This is a genomic window from Bacillus sp. ISL-46 (assembly GCF_018613205.1).
Map to the genome: position 1 here is coordinate 127196 of NZ_JAGGQR010000001.1, position 17676 is coordinate 144871.

Annotated in this window: 20 protein-coding genes and 1 pseudogene; 17 read left to right on the forward strand and 4 right to left on the reverse strand. The window is 40.5% G+C overall.

What is annotated here, in order from left to right:
- Positions 1 to 54: 54 nt before the first annotated feature.
- The 6 genes from J7E67_RS00585 to J7E67_RS00610 all read left to right on the forward strand — a co-directional run bounded on the left by J7E67_RS00585 (position 55) and on the right by J7E67_RS00610 (position 5039).
- Positions 55 to 1359: an aromatic ring-hydroxylating oxygenase subunit alpha gene (locus tag J7E67_RS00585; protein ID WP_214730630.1), complete on the forward strand. Its 1305-nt coding sequence runs from the start codon at positions 55 to 57 to the stop codon at positions 1357 to 1359.
- Between the two features lie 54 nt (positions 1360 to 1413).
- Positions 1414 to 1923 (forward strand): aromatic-ring-hydroxylating dioxygenase subunit beta, encoded by a 510-nt coding sequence (locus J7E67_RS00590; RefSeq protein ID WP_214717859.1) that lies wholly within the window; start codon positions 1414 to 1416, stop codon positions 1921 to 1923.
- A gap of 26 nt (positions 1924 to 1949) precedes the next feature.
- Positions 1950 to 2735, forward strand: a complete 786-nt coding sequence (locus tag J7E67_RS00595) for an SDR family NAD(P)-dependent oxidoreductase (RefSeq protein ID WP_214717861.1) — start codon at positions 1950 to 1952, stop codon at positions 2733 to 2735.
- Positions 2736 to 2769: 34 nt separating this feature from the next.
- Positions 2770 to 3732, forward strand: coding sequence for a VOC family protein (locus tag J7E67_RS00600; protein ID WP_214730632.1), 963 nt, complete (start codon positions 2770 to 2772; stop codon positions 3730 to 3732).
- A gap of 135 nt (positions 3733 to 3867) precedes the next feature.
- Positions 3868 to 4542, forward strand: a complete 675-nt coding sequence (locus J7E67_RS00605) for a hypothetical protein (protein ID WP_214730634.1) — start codon at positions 3868 to 3870, stop codon at positions 4540 to 4542.
- A 71-nt stretch (positions 4543 to 4613) separates the two neighbouring features.
- Complete coding sequence (locus J7E67_RS00610; protein ID WP_214730636.1) at positions 4614 to 5039, forward strand: OsmC family protein; 426 nt, start codon at positions 4614 to 4616, stop codon at positions 5037 to 5039.
- Between the two features lie 660 nt (positions 5040 to 5699).
- Here the strand turns inward: J7E67_RS00610 and J7E67_RS00615 are convergent.
- Positions 5700 to 6233, reverse strand: a complete 534-nt coding sequence (locus tag J7E67_RS00615; RefSeq protein WP_214730637.1) for an NUDIX hydrolase — start codon at positions 6231 to 6233, stop codon at positions 5700 to 5702.
- Between the two features lie 146 nt (positions 6234 to 6379).
- Between J7E67_RS00615 and J7E67_RS00620 the strand changes: the two genes are divergently transcribed.
- Together J7E67_RS00620 and J7E67_RS00625 are read left to right on the forward strand one after the other, a co-directional pair.
- Positions 6380 to 7144, forward strand: coding sequence for a hypothetical protein (locus J7E67_RS00620; RefSeq protein WP_214730638.1), 765 nt, complete (start codon positions 6380 to 6382; stop codon positions 7142 to 7144).
- 18 nt (positions 7145 to 7162) lie between these two features.
- Entirely contained in the window at positions 7163 to 7618 is a 456-nt protein-coding gene (locus tag J7E67_RS00625) for a hypothetical protein (protein WP_214717888.1), read from the forward strand.
- A gap of 116 nt (positions 7619 to 7734) precedes the next feature.
- Here the strand turns inward: J7E67_RS00625 and J7E67_RS00630 are convergent, their stop codons facing one another.
- A complete protein-coding gene (locus J7E67_RS00630) occupies positions 7735 to 8205 on the reverse strand; it encodes a DUF6376 family protein (protein WP_214717895.1) in 471 nt (156 codons plus the stop codon).
- Between the two features lie 348 nt (positions 8206 to 8553).
- Here J7E67_RS00630 and J7E67_RS00635 point away from each other — a divergent pair, with 348 nt between their 5' ends.
- Entirely contained in the window at positions 8554 to 8721 is a 168-nt protein-coding gene (locus tag J7E67_RS00635) for an aspartyl-phosphate phosphatase Spo0E family protein (RefSeq protein WP_168240888.1), read from the forward strand.
- A 208-nt stretch (positions 8722 to 8929) separates the two neighbouring features.
- On the opposite strand, the gene J7E67_RS00640 is transcribed toward J7E67_RS00635, so the two are convergent.
- Positions 8930 to 9361 (reverse strand): hypothetical protein, encoded by a 432-nt coding sequence (locus tag J7E67_RS00640; protein ID WP_251026476.1) that lies wholly within the window; start codon positions 9359 to 9361, stop codon positions 8930 to 8932.
- A 215-nt stretch (positions 9362 to 9576) separates the two neighbouring features.
- On the opposite strand from J7E67_RS00640, the gene J7E67_RS00645 reads away from it, so the two are divergent.
- From J7E67_RS00645 to J7E67_RS00675, 7 genes are all read left to right on the forward strand, one after another.
- A complete protein-coding gene (locus J7E67_RS00645; protein ID WP_214730639.1) occupies positions 9577 to 10218 on the forward strand; it encodes a response regulator in 642 nt (213 codons plus the stop codon).
- A 1-nt stretch (position 10219) separates the two neighbouring features.
- Positions 10220 to 11323, forward strand: coding sequence for a sensor histidine kinase (locus J7E67_RS00650; protein WP_214730640.1), 1104 nt, complete (start codon positions 10220 to 10222; stop codon positions 11321 to 11323).
- 120 nt (positions 11324 to 11443) lie between these two features.
- Positions 11444 to 12382, forward strand: a complete 939-nt coding sequence (locus J7E67_RS00655) for an ABC transporter ATP-binding protein (protein WP_214730642.1) — start codon at positions 11444 to 11446, stop codon at positions 12380 to 12382.
- Between the two features lie 13 nt (positions 12383 to 12395).
- Positions 12396 to 13508: an ABC transporter permease gene (locus J7E67_RS00660; protein ID WP_214730644.1), complete on the forward strand. Its 1113-nt coding sequence runs from the start codon at positions 12396 to 12398 to the stop codon at positions 13506 to 13508.
- Positions 13508 to 14653, forward strand: a complete 1146-nt coding sequence (locus tag J7E67_RS00665) for an ABC transporter permease (RefSeq protein WP_214730646.1) — start codon at positions 13508 to 13510, stop codon at positions 14651 to 14653. The genes J7E67_RS00660 and J7E67_RS00665 overlap by 1 nt, the downstream gene beginning before the upstream one ends.
- A 313-nt stretch (positions 14654 to 14966) precedes the next feature.
- Entirely contained in the window at positions 14967 to 16274 is a 1308-nt protein-coding gene (locus J7E67_RS00670; RefSeq protein ID WP_214730648.1) for a C40 family peptidase, read from the forward strand.
- 219 nt (positions 16275 to 16493) lie between these two features.
- The gene (locus tag J7E67_RS00675) at positions 16494 to 16739 is read left to right on the forward strand and encodes a hypothetical protein (protein WP_214717909.1); all 246 of its coding nucleotides are present in this window, start codon (positions 16494 to 16496) and stop codon (positions 16737 to 16739) included.
- 167 nt (positions 16740 to 16906) lie between these two features.
- Here the strand turns inward: J7E67_RS00675 and J7E67_RS00680 are convergent, their stop codons facing one another.
- Complete coding sequence (locus J7E67_RS00680; protein ID WP_214730649.1) at positions 16907 to 17125, reverse strand: spore germination protein; 219 nt, start codon at positions 17123 to 17125, stop codon at positions 16907 to 16909.
- A gap of 228 nt (positions 17126 to 17353) precedes the next feature.
- Here J7E67_RS00680 and J7E67_RS00685 point away from each other — a divergent pair.
- A pseudogene (locus J7E67_RS00685) lies at positions 17354 to 17512 on the forward strand (Crp/Fnr family transcriptional regulator); the annotation flags it as partial.
- Positions 17513 to 17676 lie beyond the last annotated feature (164 nt).

Below are 17676 nucleotides of genomic sequence, written 5' to 3' on the forward strand. Positions count from 1 at the left end.
GATCTCATTCTCCTGGAAAAAGTATAGGAAAAATAGTGTTAGGGGGAATAGTTGATGGTTAAAACAAACATAAATCTAGAAGACATGTCGCAAAAAGATGTAGTTGAATACTTAAGTGAATCCGTTCAGCCGGAAATTGGCGCGATTCCTGCCTCTCTATTAGGAAATCCAAAAATCTATGATATTGAACATAAAAAGGTGTTTTTAAAAACATGGCTGTTTGTTGGTCATGAATCAGAAATCCCCAATAAAAATGATTTCATTACAAGAGATGTTGCTGGTTATTCCGTGATTATTACACGAGGCGCTGATGGTGAAATTCGCTGTTTGTATAATATGTGTACCCACCGTGGCATGAAGCTTTGCCGGGCGGATGCCGGAAATAAATCCTCGTTTACTTGTCCGTATCATGGTTTTAATTTTAAAAACAATGGGGATTGTGTTGGCGTACCGCTTCAAAAAGATATTTATGGTGAGGGATTTGATAAATCAGGTTTAGGGCTTCATCAAGTTAGAATCGAAACCTACAAGGGTCTTATGTTCGGGACGTGGAATGACGAGGCTGAACCATTAGAAGATTTCTTAGGCGACTTTAAATGGTATCTCGATATTTTGGCAGGCCGGGCGGAAATGGAAGTATTGGGGCCGCCGCAACGATTTATTATTCATTCGAACTGGAAAATTGGCGCGGATAATTTTGTGGGTGATTCGTATCATACCATGGTTACGCATGGCTCGATTGTCAAATTGGGAATGGTCCCAAGTGCTACCTATTCCAAAAAGGGTTATCAAATTCATACTGACAAGGGGCATGGCTTAAATCTAGGCACACCTAATCCTGATTTTGCCTTTCCAGAGGAACTTAAGGAAGAGTATAAATCTAATTTAACAGAAGAACAGTATGACGTTTTGTCTAATCTAAAAAATATGATCGGCAATATTTTTCCCAATCTATCTTTCTTAATTTCTCATACGAAGGTAAAAGGCCAGTTGATTTCGAATACTTCGGTTCGTCTATGGCGGCCGGTTGGTGTCGATAAAATGGAAGTGATTACTTGGTTTTTAGTGGAGAAAAATGCTTCAGTCGATTGGAAAAGACGTTCTCGTGAGTCGTTTGTTTTGACCTTCAGCCCATCAGGAATCTTTGAACAGGATGACACAGAGGTATTTACCGATATTACTGCTGCAGCCTCCGGGACGATGCCATTAGTGAAGCAGCTGACCTTTAATTATATGATGGGCTTACATCGAAAGCCTGTGGAAGATTTTATTGGCCCGGGTGTCGTTTTTGATGATAAATTCACCGAGGCCAATCAAAGGAACTTTTATCGTTACTGGCTCGATCTCATGACTTCTTAAGGTTTTATTTTTTGAAGAGAGAAAGCGCCTACAAAAAAGATTGGAGGAGTCATGATGAGCTTAGAGAAGATGCTTGCAACCTTTGAATTGGAGCAATGGTTATACCGGGAAGCGAAGTTTCTCGATGATATTGATTTTGATGGCTGGTTTAGTTTGCTGCACCCAGACATTTCTTATCAAATGCCGGTAAGGGTTAATAAGGAAGGGATTGAACGTCCCGATTATTCCTTCGATATGTTTGCTTTTAATGATGACATTGAATTATTGAAAATTCGCGTGGACCGTTTAAAAACAGATTACGCCTGGGCTGAAATCCCGCCGTCTCGTACTCGGAGATCTGTTAATAATGTCCGGCTGCTGGAGTACGTTCCCAATGAAAAGGCGGTTGTAAACAGTTATTTAACCATCTACCGGAGCCGAAGTACCGATATTCATCACGATTTGATTTCAGGGGAACGTCAGGATGAATTCACGTATGTTGACGGGGAATGGAAGCTTTCTAAGCGCGTATTCATTGTAGATCAAACGACTTTAAATACTAGAAATCTGGCTATATTTGTATAGTAGCCAAAGTAGAAAGGAGCACCTTGATGGCTCAGCTTAGTGGGAAATCAATTTATTTGACCGGAGGTGCCTCCGGGATTGGAAGGGCTGTCACCGAGGCATTTGTAAAAGAGGGTGCCGTTGTGACCATCCTTGATCGGTCTGCAGCAGGATTAAATGAGCTCAAACAGCAATATGGTGAACAGGTTCAATGCATTGAAGGCGACGTTACGATATATGAAGATCATGTTCGAGCAGTGGAAACTGCCACAAAAACATATGGAAAATTAGATGTCTTTGTTGCTAACGCAGGTGTATTCGATGGTTTTGCCAAATTTGAAACCGTCACACCGGAAGCCATGTCAGATGCCTATGACCTCCTATTCAATATCAATGTAAAAGGATATTTTAATGGGGCAAAAGCAGCCACTGCGGAACTTAAAAAAACAGCAGGAAATATGATTTTCACTGTCTCAGGTGCAGGGTTCTATCCGGATGGCGGCGGTGTTTGGTATACGGCGAGCAAGCATGCTCAAATTGGACTAATGCGCCAACTGGCGTTTGAATTGGCACCGGAAATCCGGGTGAACGCGGTGGCGCCTGGAGGAACGTTAACAGCATTACATGTCATTCCACCACTGCAGCCTTTTGTAAAAATGGTCGATAATGAGACGAAAGAGAAAAGCATAAAAAAACGGAACCCCCTTCAAATTGCGATGAAGTCTGAAGATCATGTGGGGGCTTATCTCCTTTTAGCTTCGGATCAGGCCCGCGCGATTACAGGTGAAGTGATTTCAAGTGATGGCGGATTAGCTGTTCGCGGGCTTGGTTGATTTGTATCCGAATAACTATTGGAGGTGAATTTAAATGACCGAATCATTGACGGAAAATAAGCCGTTAGCTGGAAATAACGTCATTAACCAAATTGCTTTCGTTGTTCGGGATATTGAGCAGGCATCGGAAGCATATGCGAAACTTCTTGGGATACCAAAACCAAATTGGTTCTTAACAGGCGATCGTGAAGTTTCTAAAGTGGTCTTTCGCGGTCAGCCAAGTGCTTCTCGGAGTAAACTAGTATTTATGAACACGCCGACTGTGCAAATCGAATTGATTGAACCCAACCAAGAGCCTGGGACGATGCGTGAATTTTTGGATACTGTTGGGGAAGGAATTCATCATATCGCCTTTGATGTCGATTCTATTAAAGAGAAACTTCCTGTTTTTGAGGAGAACGGTTACCCATTGCTGCAGAGCGGGGAATTTACGTCTAGTGATGGAAGATATGTTTATGTGGATACGTTAAAAAGTCATAAGACACTAATGGAACTCCTAGAAAGTGCTGTTCCGAGGGATACGGCCCCTACCACAGATATCTTCACCCCTTTATTAGGAACCAATAAAGTCGAGCAGTTGGCAATTGTCGTAAAAGATCTGGATGCCGCTGCCGAAGCGTATTGCAAGTTGTTGGGTGTGGAAAAACCTCCGGTAATTCAATCAGGTCCGAGTGAACTTACTCAGGTTATTTTTGAAGGAAAGCCAACTGAAGCTGACTCGAAATATATGTTTATTCATACCCCATTACTTCAACTTGAATTAATTGAGCCGGGTGATTCACCAAGCACTTGGAAAAAGCACCTCGAAACACAAGGAGAAGGTGTTCATCATATTTCCTTTGTGGTTAATGATATCGAGGAAAAAGTGAAATTGCTGGAGGACCTGGGCTATCCCATCATCCAAAGAGGTAATTTCTGGAACGGTAAAGGCAGATACGCTTACATGGATACTACATCTACATACAAAGTAATCATCGAATTACTTGAAAGATTTTGATAAGAGAAAACGGAGAGCCCATGGACTCTCCGTTTTCTCTTATTTATTTGCCCTGTATTTCATTGTGAAAAATTGTACAATAGGAGTTGGGAAAATACTTAGGTTTCGAAAAACATTAAATTTAGGGGTCATAAAATGGATAGAAAAGAACGGACATTAATTAATTATTACTATGAAAAATTATTGGATAATCGCTTGGATGAGAAGGATGTATACGCCTTTTTAATTCTACTTAGCAATAAGAGCAATGGCAATAGCTGTCTTCAGGAGCTAGCGGGCTTTGTTGTGAGCCGAGGTACGAAGCCCGGAGTTGTCACGGAGTATCTTTGTGAGACAAGAAATAAGTTTGCTAATCTCGGAAAAATGAACACGGCTCTTAAAATCGAAGAGGTATTTTCATTCAAGGAAATAAAAAATGGCATCAATCAAGTGCTGGTTGATTGTGGGTTAAAGGGCATATCCAATGAACAAGTTAACGATATTATTGTGTGTGTTATCTCGATACTACAGCATGTGAAAATCACTGAAAACGGAAGAGAGATCGGTAGGCTGTTTTTTGCCATCGCTAGTAAACAGGTCATGTTAATGGCTGAAGTGGAGATTGTGCAGAACGGTGGAGGTAAGAAAACAAATGTAGTTTTCCCAGCTCTCACCGCGAAAAACAACTATGCATCGATCAAGAAACAAGATAAATATGACGCTCCTTACTTTTTTGAGGAAAAAGTCATTGAAATTACCAATCAGGACGGAAAGTTAGAGATTAACTTTGTAGGGGCAATGGGGTCTGACCCCCAGTCGACTAAAGTTTAAAACGGTAAATGATCATGTAAAATAAGGAAGTGATGAATGGGTAAGAATATAAAAGTGAAAGGGGAATGAGTATGGAATTAACAATTAACTGGAAAGAGAAAATGGCGTTTTCGGGGGTTACCCCTTCTGGACATGAATTTACGATGGATGCCGCTCCAGAAGTCGGAGGAGAGAATTCAGGCCCAAGACCGACGGAACTGCTACTACAGGCGGTGGCAGGTTGTACAGGGATCGATATCATTTCGATCTTGAATAAAATGCGCCTCGAGCCATCTGCTTTTCATATGGATGTTAAAGGCGAACGTGCCGAAGATCATCCTAAGCGCTTTACAACGATTACCATTCATTATGCATTAGAAGGAGAATTGCCTGAAGATAAGGTGATCCGGGCGATTCAATTATCGAAAGAAAAATACTGTTCTGTCTCCCATTCCTTGAACTCAGAAATAACCGTCAGCTACTCTATTAATGGGGTAAAAGGTGAAAAAACAATATAACATTGAAAGAAGTAACAACCAACTGGTGTTACTTCTTACTTTATATGCTTTGTAAAAAAGTTTATTGAGTTTTTGGGTCACGTAGAAAGGTTCTACGTGACCCAAACCAAGGAATAACAGAGAGTGGGGTCACGCAGGGAGGTTCTACGTGCCCGAAACCAAGGAATATCAGATGGTACAGTCACGTAGAAAGGTTCTACGTGACCGAAGCCCAGGAATATCAGATGGTACAGTCACGTAGAAAGGTTCTACGTGCCCGAAGCCAAGGAATATCAGATGGTACAGTCACGTAGAATGGTTCTACGTGACCGAAGCCAAGGAATATCAGATGGTACAGTCACATAGAAAGGTTCTACGTGCCCGAAACACAGGAATATCAGATGGTACAGTCACGTAGAAAGGTCCTACGTGCCCGAAGCCAAGTGATATCAAAGAGTACAGTAACGTAGAATGGTCCTACGTGACCGAAGCCCAGGAATATCAGATGGTACAGTCACGTAGAAAGGTTCTACGTGCCCGAAGCCAAGGAATATCAAAGAGTACAGTAACGTAGAAAGGTTCTACGTGACCGAAGCCAAGGAATATCAAAGATTACGGTCACGTAACACAAATGGCCTTTCTCCGACTAAAACGTTCTCTTATTACCATCCATAACCTACATCAATTATTCTCCGTCATTAACATATATCGTAATATCGCGGCGAGGCCCGCACCATGCTTGAACTCCCCGTTTATAATTAAGGTCATTACTTCTTCCATGGTTAGCTTATGTAACTCAATTTGTTCACTGCTTTCCAATCGTTGCTCTGTAGCGATGAGGCCTGTTGCTGCAAATAAATAGATTTCCTCGCTTGTTGAACCAGGAGAAGGATAAAAGCTTCCTAAATCCAGCCAATATTCCGCTTTATTTCCTGTTTCCTCCTCAAGCTCTCTTTTGGCGGTTTCTAGTGGAGCATCGCTTTCTTTGTCAATCATCCCGGCAGGCAGTTCCCATTGCCAGCTCTTTATCGCATGTCGATATTGTTTTAAACAGATGATTTCTTTGTCCTTCGTGATTGGCAGGATACATACGCCCTTTGCGAAATCTAAATAGGAAAAGTTCTTTTCCTCACCATTCGGGAGAATTACCTTTTCTATAACCACCCCAAAGCGATCTACCTGTTCTTTATTTGAACTACTAATCTTCCAAACCATCCTCATTCACCTCTACATTTCATTATCATAAAACTATTTTACATGGATTGTGGCTGATTGACTATTTCTACCCGACGTGGATATTTATCCCATAATTTGCAAACGATAATCGAAGACGTACAATTTTAAAGGAGAAGAACTTACTATTGAATCAAATACCTCCGTTTCGAAGACAAAGGTCGTATTTATCCCAATTTTCAACAGGACAGCTGCATTTAAAAAACCCATGGATTTCAGCCTTTTTTTCCTTTTCCTATCCAGGGTTTGGACATATCATGCAGCATCGTTACGCGGCTGGGTATATTCTCATTCTCTGGGAGACATTTATTAATGATCGGGCAAAAGTAAACCTCGGAATTTTATATACCTTATTGGGTGAATTTGAAAAAGCAAAAGACGTATTGGATAATCGGTGGTTAATTCTCTATCTGGCTATTTATATGTTTGGAATTTGGGATAGTTATCGGACAACCGTTGATTTAAACAAGCAGTATATATTAGCTGACCGAGAGGACGCTCAGGTCTTGATCATGCAAATGGGATTATTTGATGTCAATTACTTGGATAAACGAAAACCGTCAATAGCACTCATCTGGTCAGCCTTATTTCCTGGTTTAGGTCATCTGTATCTCCATCATGTTATTACAGGATTCTTTATATTTGTTTATGCGGTAGCCATATGTTATTTGGGGCATATTCCCAAAGCGATTAACTACTCAATGGTGGGAGAGTTTACAAAGGCTATAAATGAACTAAATATGCAATGGACCATTTATTTCCCTTCTATTTATTTTTTTATCATTTACGATTCTTATGTTTTAACGATTGAACACAACAAACTGTTTGAAAAAGAAATGTCCAAATATTTGCGGCGAAAATATCAAAGTAAAGATTTCATTTACCCTTTGTAGAAAGTGAGTGTGTGTCCATTGTTTGTCATTGTCACTTTCGAGAATAGCATTTTTATTGAGTTAGCTATCACAGCCTTGGAACAAAACGGAATTTCAAATGATAAGATATTAGCGGCCCCTCTCGATAAAAGATCTGAACCGCGAAAATTATTTGATACGATTCATCGGGCGGACGGGTTGAGTCTTTTTGATGCTGCCGCCATGTTAGGAACCTGTTTCATGCTACTTGGGGCCATTTACGGCTATGTATTAAAATGGGGTCCGATTATATGGGGAATTATTGGGGCAGTGAGCGGTTTGCTACTAGGATTTTTGATTAAATTGTTACTTGTGAAAAAAAGTAAAGGTGGAGCAAAAAACATTAGATCAGAAATAGTCCTCATGATTCGTTGTGAAGAACATCAATGGGAGTCTGTAGAAAAAATCATCTGGGAAAATAATGCACTTGGGATGACAAGAATAAAGGGGGGCTGACCCTCGCTCTGTTATAAGTTCCATGCGTTAAAGTATGTAAAAAGACGAGAGGAAAAATCTCGTCTTTTTTTGGTGTCAGGCACCAAGTGTTCGCCGCTAAACGGGCTTCCGCTTTTCTAGGCACCGAGTGTTTCATTTACTTGAGCCCCGAGCTTTTGGATTTGCACGATAATGGTTGTGATTTCTTGTACGGGTTGAAGTAGTTTGCTGTTATCGAGGGTTGATGGGTTAAGTTTGCCGTCTTTGAGATCCTTTAAGTAGAGGTCAATTTGTTGAATTAAGAGGTTATTTTGTTCAATAATTTCCTGATGAAATCCCTTTACCGTTTCCGGGACATCAAGAGTATTAAAGGATTGTATCTCATTTTTCATCTGTTGGAGTTGTGCCGTGAGTTCATCTGCTTCTGCTTGGTTATCTACAACCTGTTTGATAAGTGGAGGAGTTTCAGCGGCAAAATTGTCTAGGGTTACTGCGTAGCTTGTGGCTTCCTTTACATAATCAAGCGTGTCAGCCGCCGTGTTTAAATAAGAACACCCACTCAGGAGCAGCAATAGACTGGCAGAAAAAACAGTCAACCACCTTTTCATCTAAAAACCTCCGTTTCACCATAAGTATTATAGAAGAAACAGTTTTTTACGCTCTTCTTATTTATGTATTCAGATACAAAAATAATATTCATTCAAGTGCTTGTAGAACAGGATGCTATTTCTGAAATTCATCATCTTATTGACTTTATGTATCTTTGTGTCCAAAAAATGAACTTTTTTCCTTGGCAGAATGCAGTATTCGGCATATTCCGAGTGTCACTATAAAATTAAATGTCATAAACATTATGAAGATAGTAAAAAGTGTCGATATTTGATGATGAAAACTATTTTATTGTATTCGCTTTCAATTGGTACACTTAGTACAAGTTCTAAAATAAGGAGTTTCTGATGATGACTAACGACGATCTGTTTACCAAAATCGAACATCTTAGAAAAACAATGATTTCAGTGGGGCTATCCAAAGGTTTTACTTCAGTTGAGACGGTAAAACTAAGTGAAAAGCTTGATAAATTAATTAACTTACAAATGGGTTTACTAGAGAAAATATCTGCTTAATTACTTATTATATTTATCCAATATATTCATAATGATTAAGTTTGAAAGAAAAGGCACTAGATACCATGCAGTATATCATGGTAACTCTCTCATAGAGAAAAAGCGTAAAAGTCCTTTGAAGAGGCCTTTTTACGCTTTATTTTTTGGCTCAAAAGGTACCGACCTAGTGTCAGTTCCACTTCATTGAAATCAGTCTTTTACTCAACTACTAATAGGGATACCCTCTATATGGATAGCTGGTTGGATATGGTACAGGTGCCGGATAGGGTGCTGGGTATGGGGCAGGATAGGGTACTGGGTATGGATAACCTCCGCCAGATGACAATGCACCGACCGTTAGGCCGCCTAACAATCCCCCTACAAATGGAGCGCCATAACCACCATAGCCAGGGTAGCCTCCGTGATACCCACCGTGATACCCCCCATGATAGCCTCCGTGATAGCCCCCATGGTGTCCATCATGATGCCCAAAGTCGTGATAGCCCTGGTGTCCATCATGATGCCCAAAGTCGTGATAGCCCCCATGGTGTCCATCATGATGCCCAAAGTCGTGATAGCCCCCATGGTGTCCATCGTGATGCCCACCGTCGTGCCCCCCATAATGTCCCCCCTGGTGACCGCCGAAATGTCCTCCCATCATACAAATACATCTCCTTTTTTGTCGATAACAAATCGTCCTTTTGATTACCCTTAAAAATGGTTACCTTTTGTACTTTATGCATATAAACGTCCAATGAATGGGCAGATGAACACATTTATGAAATCCGCGATTTGATTTGATATGCATCTTCCTCCAGGTTTCTTGCTATAATGGCAGGTATAGAGAGTAAAAATAAGGAAGTGGCTCCTAAACTTATGAAAATTAAAGTCATAATTGCGGATGATAACTTATTTATTCGAGAAGGTCTGAAAATCATTCTATCTACCTACCGGGAATTTGAAGTACTTGACACCGTCAGTGATGGAAAAGAGGCAGTCGATTACTGTCAAAAGCATGAAGTCGACATCGCCCTGCTCGATGTTCGCATGCCTAATATGAACGGGGTGGAAGCCACGAAGCTGATTACTGAAACAACGAACACCAAGCCTATCATATTAACGACATTTGATGATGATGAATACATCCTCGATGCCATCAAAAATGGGGCCAAAGGCTATCTATTAAAAAACAATGACCCCGAACAAATCCGTGATGCGTTGAAGAGTGTTTTCCATGGAAACAGCATTCTTCAGGATGTTATTCTTGAAAAAATAAAGTCCAATTTGTCGGCGTCTAATAAAGAACCTGAAACAAAAATCGATCTCACAGGGTTTACCGAACGTGAACGTGAAATCATGTCCTTGATTGCGAAGGGGTATTCAAATAAAGCGATCTCCAAGGAATTATTTATCTCCGAGGGGACGGTAGCTAATTACATTAGCTCTATTCTAGGCAAGACAGGGCTTGAGCACCGAACTCAAATTGCGATTTACTATCTGACGGGAAAAGTAGACTAAAATGGAGTTTTGGATTATTTTTACAAAGCTGATCTTGTTAGTGTATATTGCTTACCTTGCAGTACAAACCAATATCAGCCATATCTCCTGGGTTGTCCTCGCCTTTCTCGTGTATTTTTGTGCAAATATTACGCTTTATATTTTTAAAAATAACACCATCAAAAGGATACTGCATATGGTGTCCATCGCTATTACGTCAGGAGCCTATCTCATCGTGGATCCCTCGTTTAGCCTGCTCCTGCCTTTATCGATTGTGGAACTGGCCGCATGTTTTTCCGATAAAAAAATTACGCTAATGATTCTTTCCTTGCTTCCTATCTTGTATATGAATGAATCGTTGCAGCCCCTATACGGTTTAGTGGCGTGTCTTTCTTTTATGATTTTTTCGCTCACGACTATCTATAGCGATAGACTGGTAAAAAATGAAGAACAAATCGATTCGATGCGAAAAAAACTCCAAAAGTTAACGAAAAATATCAATGAAAATACCGAATACATACGGCAGTCCGAATACACCTTTAAATTAGAGGAACGCAACCGAATTTCACAGGAGATTCATGATAAAATTGGCCACTCGATGACCGGTGCGCTTTTTCAGATGGAAGCGTCCAAACGATTAATGGAGACCGATCCACAAAAAGCAACCGAGCTCCTCCAAAATGCGATCAACATTTCGAAAGAGGGGATCGAAAACATCCGCATGACCCTAAAAAATATGAAGCCCCCCACGGAACAAGTGGGGATTCACCGCTTGAAGCTGCTAATCGATGATTTTAACGCCAAACAACAGATAAAAACCGTCCTCACCCATGAAGGCAATTTAGATATTATCGCGCCGATTCAATGGAAAATCATCCATGAAAATGTCACAGAGGCGCTGACGAATACGATGAAGTATTCACATGCAACACAAGTTTCCGTCGATCTAAAGGTTTTAAACAAAATGATCAGAGTTGAAGTGAAGGATAATGGTGCGGGAACCGCAACGATTAAAAAAGGCCTAGGTATCATCGGAATGGAGGAGCGGACGGCATCTGTCAATGGAAAAATGATTGTCGACAGCAGCAATGGTTTTTCCGTCACTACGCTCCTGCCACTAGGGTGATGAGAATCTCACGCTCACAATATGAATATTCTCATGTGAAAAGAATGAACGATTGCACTTATGCGCGTTTATTCTTTTTCTTTATACTGGAAATAGACAAAACGATCTAGGGGTGAAACGATGAACGTTTTAGAGATTAACAATTTAACAAAAAAATTCGCTGACTTTATCGCAGTTGACAATATGAGTTTATCTGTTGCAGAGGGAGAAATATTTGGTTTTCTGGGCGCCAATGGAGCTGGGAAAAGTACGACGATTAACATGATTGCTGGTCTGCTGCGCAGCAATGATGGAACGATTAGCATACTCGGAAAAAATAGTGCTAAATACAGCCGATTTGCGAAAATGAATATTGGCATGGTGCCGCAGGATTTGGCGATCTATGAGGATATGACGGCTTATGAAAATGTAAAATTCTTTGCTGGACTTTACGGTCTGCGTGGTGCCGAATTAAATGAACGAGTAGAGGAGGCCCTTGATTTCGTCGGCCTACAGGATAAACATAAAAGCTATCCGAAAAGTTTTTCAGGTGGGATGAAGCGCCGCTTAAATATTGCTTGTGCAATTGCCCACCAGCCAAAGCTCATCATTATGGATGAACCAACCGTCGGGATTGACCCACAGTCCCGGAACTATATCCTTACATCAGTAAAACGGCTGAATGAAATGGGCTGCACGATTATTTACACGAGCCACTATATGGAGGAAGTCGAAGAGATCTGTTCCCGGATTGCAATCATTGATCATGGAAAAATCATTGCTGAAGGAACGCAGGAGCAGCTGAAGTCGATCATTACCAATACAAAGGATGTCTGGATTGAGGTTAAATCTACTGAAAAGGTGAACCTGGAATCGATTAAAGATATAAACGGGGTCGAAGCTGTTTCAGTCGATGAAAACTTGATTAAAATCAACTCAGATACGGGCGTCAATAACTTAAACAAGATTATTGAGCATTTTATGAGCAGCCAGATCGAAATCCGCTCTTTACAAGAAAAAGCACCGAACCTGGAAACGGTATTTTTAACATTAACGGGTAGAAATCTACGTGACCAATAAGGGGGGACTCACTTTGAACATACTCAATATCGCGTGGAAGGGTATTAAAACAGACTTCCGGGATACCCGAACCTTGTTTTTTATGTTAGCTTTCCCAATTGTGTTAATGCTCGTCCTTGGAACGGCACTGTCGAACACGTTTACGACCAGTCTGCGCGTCGATGATATCGATGTCTTATATAAAGATACAACGAAGGGTGAGTACTTTCCTCACTTCATCACTGAGGCCGAAAAATCAGGGCTTCATTTTAAAAAGGCAACTGAACATAGCGATGGCGAAAAAGAAGTGAAGCAAGGTAACTATGATGGTTATATAGAAGTAACCGATAAAGGGATTCAGCTCTATGTCAATAATGGGACCAGTATTGAAGGAAATATTCTGCAAGGGATGCTCTCCTCCTTTGTCGATCAATACAATATTGCTTCTGAAGTCATGAAGGTGGCTCCGCAAAAGCTGGAAAGTGCCTTCACGCGTGAAAAGCCGGCAAATTTCATTAAGGAAACATCGCTGCTTCCCGATAAAAAGCCGGGATCGATGGATTATTATGCAATTGTCATCACAACGATGATTGTTCTTTACGGTGCGATGTCGTCAAGCTCGTTAATCGTAAGCGAAAGAGTTCGCAAGACAGCGGACCGCCTGATTGCTTCTCCAGTACGAAAAAGTGAAATTTTCATCGGGAAAGTGCTCGGGGGTCTCGTTAGTAATAGCATCTGTATCCTGCTCGTCATCCTGTTTAGCAAGCTCATTTTCAAAGCCAATTGGGGCGAACATCTTGGATTGGTATTCCTTGTTCTGCTGACAGAAGTCGTGTATGCGGTCAGCATGGGGATTGGCGTCAGCTTCCTGTCAAAAACAAGTGCAGGTCCGAGAGTGATTATCATGCTGTTTGTGCAGTTATCGTCCTTTTTTGGCGGGGCTTATTTTAAAATTGACAACCCAGAAGGCATTTTCAAGCTGATTACCGAGCTTTCGCCGCTAACCTGGATGAATACAGCGCTGACAAAGATTATTTATGCGAATGACTTTGCCGCAGCTATTCCGGCACTAACGATCAATCTTGGCGGGGCGCTCTTATTTTTACTCGTGGCGATCATTTCTTTGCAAAGACGGGAGGGGCTATAATGAAGGATATCCTCTGGTTAATTCAGAACACGTTACGTGTGACGTTTCGAAAAAAGAAAAACATTATTATGTATCTATGTATGCCGTTAATCGGGATTTTTATCTCCCTGCTAGTCTATGGCGGCGATCAAAAAACAATCCTCCATGTTGGAATTGTTAATCAGGACACAAGCAAGATTACTACGGATACAATCCAATTTTTAAAAAGATTAGAGAATGTGGAAATTTCCAAGATTACCACGGCCGATGTTCAAGATCAAATCTCGTCTGGCGATCTAGATAGTGTAATTACCTTTGAAAAAGGATATTCTGACAGTGTCTTGGCTGGGGAGCCTGACCATATCCAACTAACCTCGATCAAGGGTGCAGCAATTACCGCATACGTGAAATCTTATTTACATCAGTATATCGATAATATTGCGACGATCAGTTATGTTGCGGGAGGTAATCAACAGACTTTTGAGCAGATGTATCAGGATTACCAGCAAACAGATTATAAGCTGACCACAAATGCTTTAGAAGATTCTTCAAAAAACAAGTTAATGACCAACCAAACGATTGGCTTCCTGATTATGATCATGCTGATGTCAGCCTGCAATATGTCCGAGATCATCCTTTTAGAAAAAGAAAACCGCACCTATTTTCGGTTATTATCAACTCCGATTAATGCTAGGAAGTATATCTTCTCCAATGTCATGGTCAACATGATTGTGATGACGATACAGGTGCTGATCACGTTAACGATTATGAAAAGTATCTTTGATATTGGCATCAATATGTCCTTTTGGTCAGCGGCGTTCGTCATGCTGCTATTTTCATTGATTTCCGTAGGGATTTCATTAGTGATTGTTTCTTTTTCAAACAGCCGCAGTGCCGCGGGCGCCTTACAAAATTTAATTATCACCCCGACCGTCATGCTTTCCGGCTGCTTCTGGCCGGTGGAAGTGATGCCGAAATCGTTACAGAAAATTGCTAATTTCCTGCCGCAGCGCTGGACATTGGATACGTTAACGAAGCTTCAGGAAGGAAATGAATTTAGTGGGTTGTATTTAAATTTCATGATTCTATTCGCCTTTGCCGCTGCGTTTTTCTTGATTGCGGTGTATCGATTTAGTAGAAATAATTCTACACAGACTTTTGTCTAAATAAGGATATGCGATGTACCTGCCTCAAAATCCAGAACAAACCTCGAAGACTGTATTCTTCGAGGTTTTTTTGGGACATTTCCCTGCCACTCTTCTCTTAATCTCTCAATTTTCCTTTATATATTGAAAAATGACGAAAGTTAACATTCTCTCACGAAAACTAGGTTCTACATTCGACGCTTTCTATGAAGTTTCTACATAACATTACAAATTTATTACATTCATCTCAGTTCCATTGTTATTATTCTCAAACAAACTTAAACTATAATTATACGAATTGGAATAATTTTCTCTAAGAAAAGGTGATTATAGTTTGAAACGGAAAACATTAATATTTACGCTATCGGTTGCTCTTTTAACTACGATCGTGCAAGCAACCCCTGCTTTTGCAAGTCGACCTGTTACCCAAGGACAAATCAATCAGACAAAAGGACAAATCAACGAGACCGAAGGACAAATTGAAGACATAGAAACAAAGATACAACAACTAGACAACCGAATCATTATAGGAATGGAAAAAAGCAAACAACTAAACGATGATATTAAAGCACAACAAGGTCAAATGGAAGAAACAAAGACTGAAATTGAAAGAGCAAGAAAAGACTTAGAAACGAACAAAGACTACTATTCTACAAGACTAAGAACCATGCAGGCACAAGGGAAACAGTCCATTATCACTTACGCAGAATTTATCATTTCTTCTGAAGATTTTTCTCAGTTATTAACTCGATCTACTGCCGTTATGCAAATTCTTGAAAGTAATACAGATATAATGAAGGCTCTAGCAGAAAAAGAAGAAACCTTAAAAGGTGCAGAACAAAAGCTTGAAAATGAATTAACCCAATTAAAAAAGAGTCAGGATGAATTTGCTTCTGAACAGAAAAAGGTTGAAGCAGATAAAGTAGAAATGAACCAGCTATTGGCTGATTCAAAAAGTACCTTAAAGCAACAACAAACGGAACTAGCTAAACAACAAACACAAAAAAATGCTCAAGATAAAGCACGCCAAGAAGCACAAGAAAAGGCACGGCAAGAAGCACAAGAAAAGGCACAGCAACAAGCACAAGAAAAGGCACAGCAACAAGCACAAGAAGAGGCACAGCAACAAGCACCAGAAGAAGTACGGCAACAAGCACCAGAAGAAGTACGGCAACAAGTACCAGAAGAAGTACAGCAACAAGCACCAGAAAGGCCAAGACAACAGGCACCACAGTCTTCGGTAAAGAGCCCATCAGCTTCCAGTTCGCCGACAATTCAAGCGACTAACTCTGACAAGGCAAATGCGTTAATAGCAGCCGCTAAACAATATTTGGGCGTTCCATACGTTTGGGGCGGGTCATCTCCAAGCGGGTTTGACTGCTCAGGGTTCACTCAATATGTGTACCGATATGTTGGTATTAGTCTTCCAAGGGTATCCCGTGACCAACAAGATGTAGGAACCAGAATTTCTCCGTATGATGTACAGAAAGGTGATTTGGTATTTAGGGGTAACCCTGCCTATCATGTCGGCATATATATTGGAGGCGGGAAATATATACATGCCCCGCAAACGGGTGATGTTGTGAAAATTGCTACGTATAATCCGGCTAAATTTACAACTGCAGCAAGAGTATTACATTAGAATATAAATGAATAGAAAAACAGGCTTGGAGGAAAACTCCAAGCCTGCTTGGTATAGATCAACATGTATCAGTTATATAATTTTTCGTCTAAGCGACCGAACTCGGTGAGAAATAGAAGGAATGTGACACCGACTGCGAACTATAAGAAATGGAGTGGTTTTAGAATTTTTTTTGCCGATCATCACATATACTAGAAAAAAGGTGATATAACTAAGAAGGTGATAAACATAACCACAATTCAAGAAATTGCTAATGTCCTTGCCGGTCTTGAGCATAAATTAGCCCCTAACTGGCTAGAAAATGACATGATCAAAAAGACTTTGGCGATTAGTTATGATTATTGGTTAGAAGATACGGGTATCCCGATGACATTGAAAGACTTTGTGCAACAATATCTCGAACACGCCGAATATCTCGGTGGGATTTTCTCACCAGATTCTGAAATAAACGATCTCAGTTGTTAATCAGCTGGAAAAATCGAAACTGATCACGAAAAAGCAAAAGTAAGTGCTTAACTGTTCTATTTAAAGAAAGACGATTCGGGCTTCCGAGTCGTCTTTTTGCTTTGATTAGAATTTCTGCGGGTCATGATACTTTAGAACCCCCCCAGTCTATACCCTTATAAACCTGGTTAGTTATCCTGCACGATGGGTTGGTCAAGTAGATCCGCATTGACCGAAGTGGTTGTACTTTGACCAGTAATAGTTGTGACATGAAGCCCTGAATTTGTTGAGCCTGAGCCATGTGTGCTTTTCGAGGCGCTCTTAGGAGAAATAAACAACGAATTGCCAAATTGAACAATCCCGCCACTGACTGTATCAATCTTCACTGGAACTGGAAATTCTGACATAGATGAACATCCTTTGCATTTTAATAACTTACTATATGCCAACTTAAAGGGAATGGTTCGAAAGCAATGACTGTAGGGTTTGATGCATTCCTTTTAGGGCTGTCCATCAGTTCGTCAAAACATTTTAAACAAACTGTGAACTTGTCACTATCTCTATGTTGTTTAACAGAAAAAGGGAATATAGTGTAATCATAAAGAACAAACAAAAATTGAAAGGCGGAATGAATTATGTTTAACAAATTTTTAAGAGAAAATAAAATCGCTGCCGCTATCTTAACTGTCTTACGTTTATACCTTGGCTATTCTTGGTTTACAGCAGGTTTTCATAAATTAACAGGCAGCTTCGATGCGGCTGGATTCTTAAAAGGAGCCATTGCGAACCCAGTAAAAGGTCCAGATCACGAAAAAGCAAAAGTCACAGCTTAAATGAACATCAAAAAGCAGAAGTAGACCTTAGGGTTTCACTTCTGCTTTTCTATTTTAAGTTCAAACTCATATAATGCCATCCGATATGTAGATTTCATTGATTTCCGTTTAAGTGGCCATCCTTT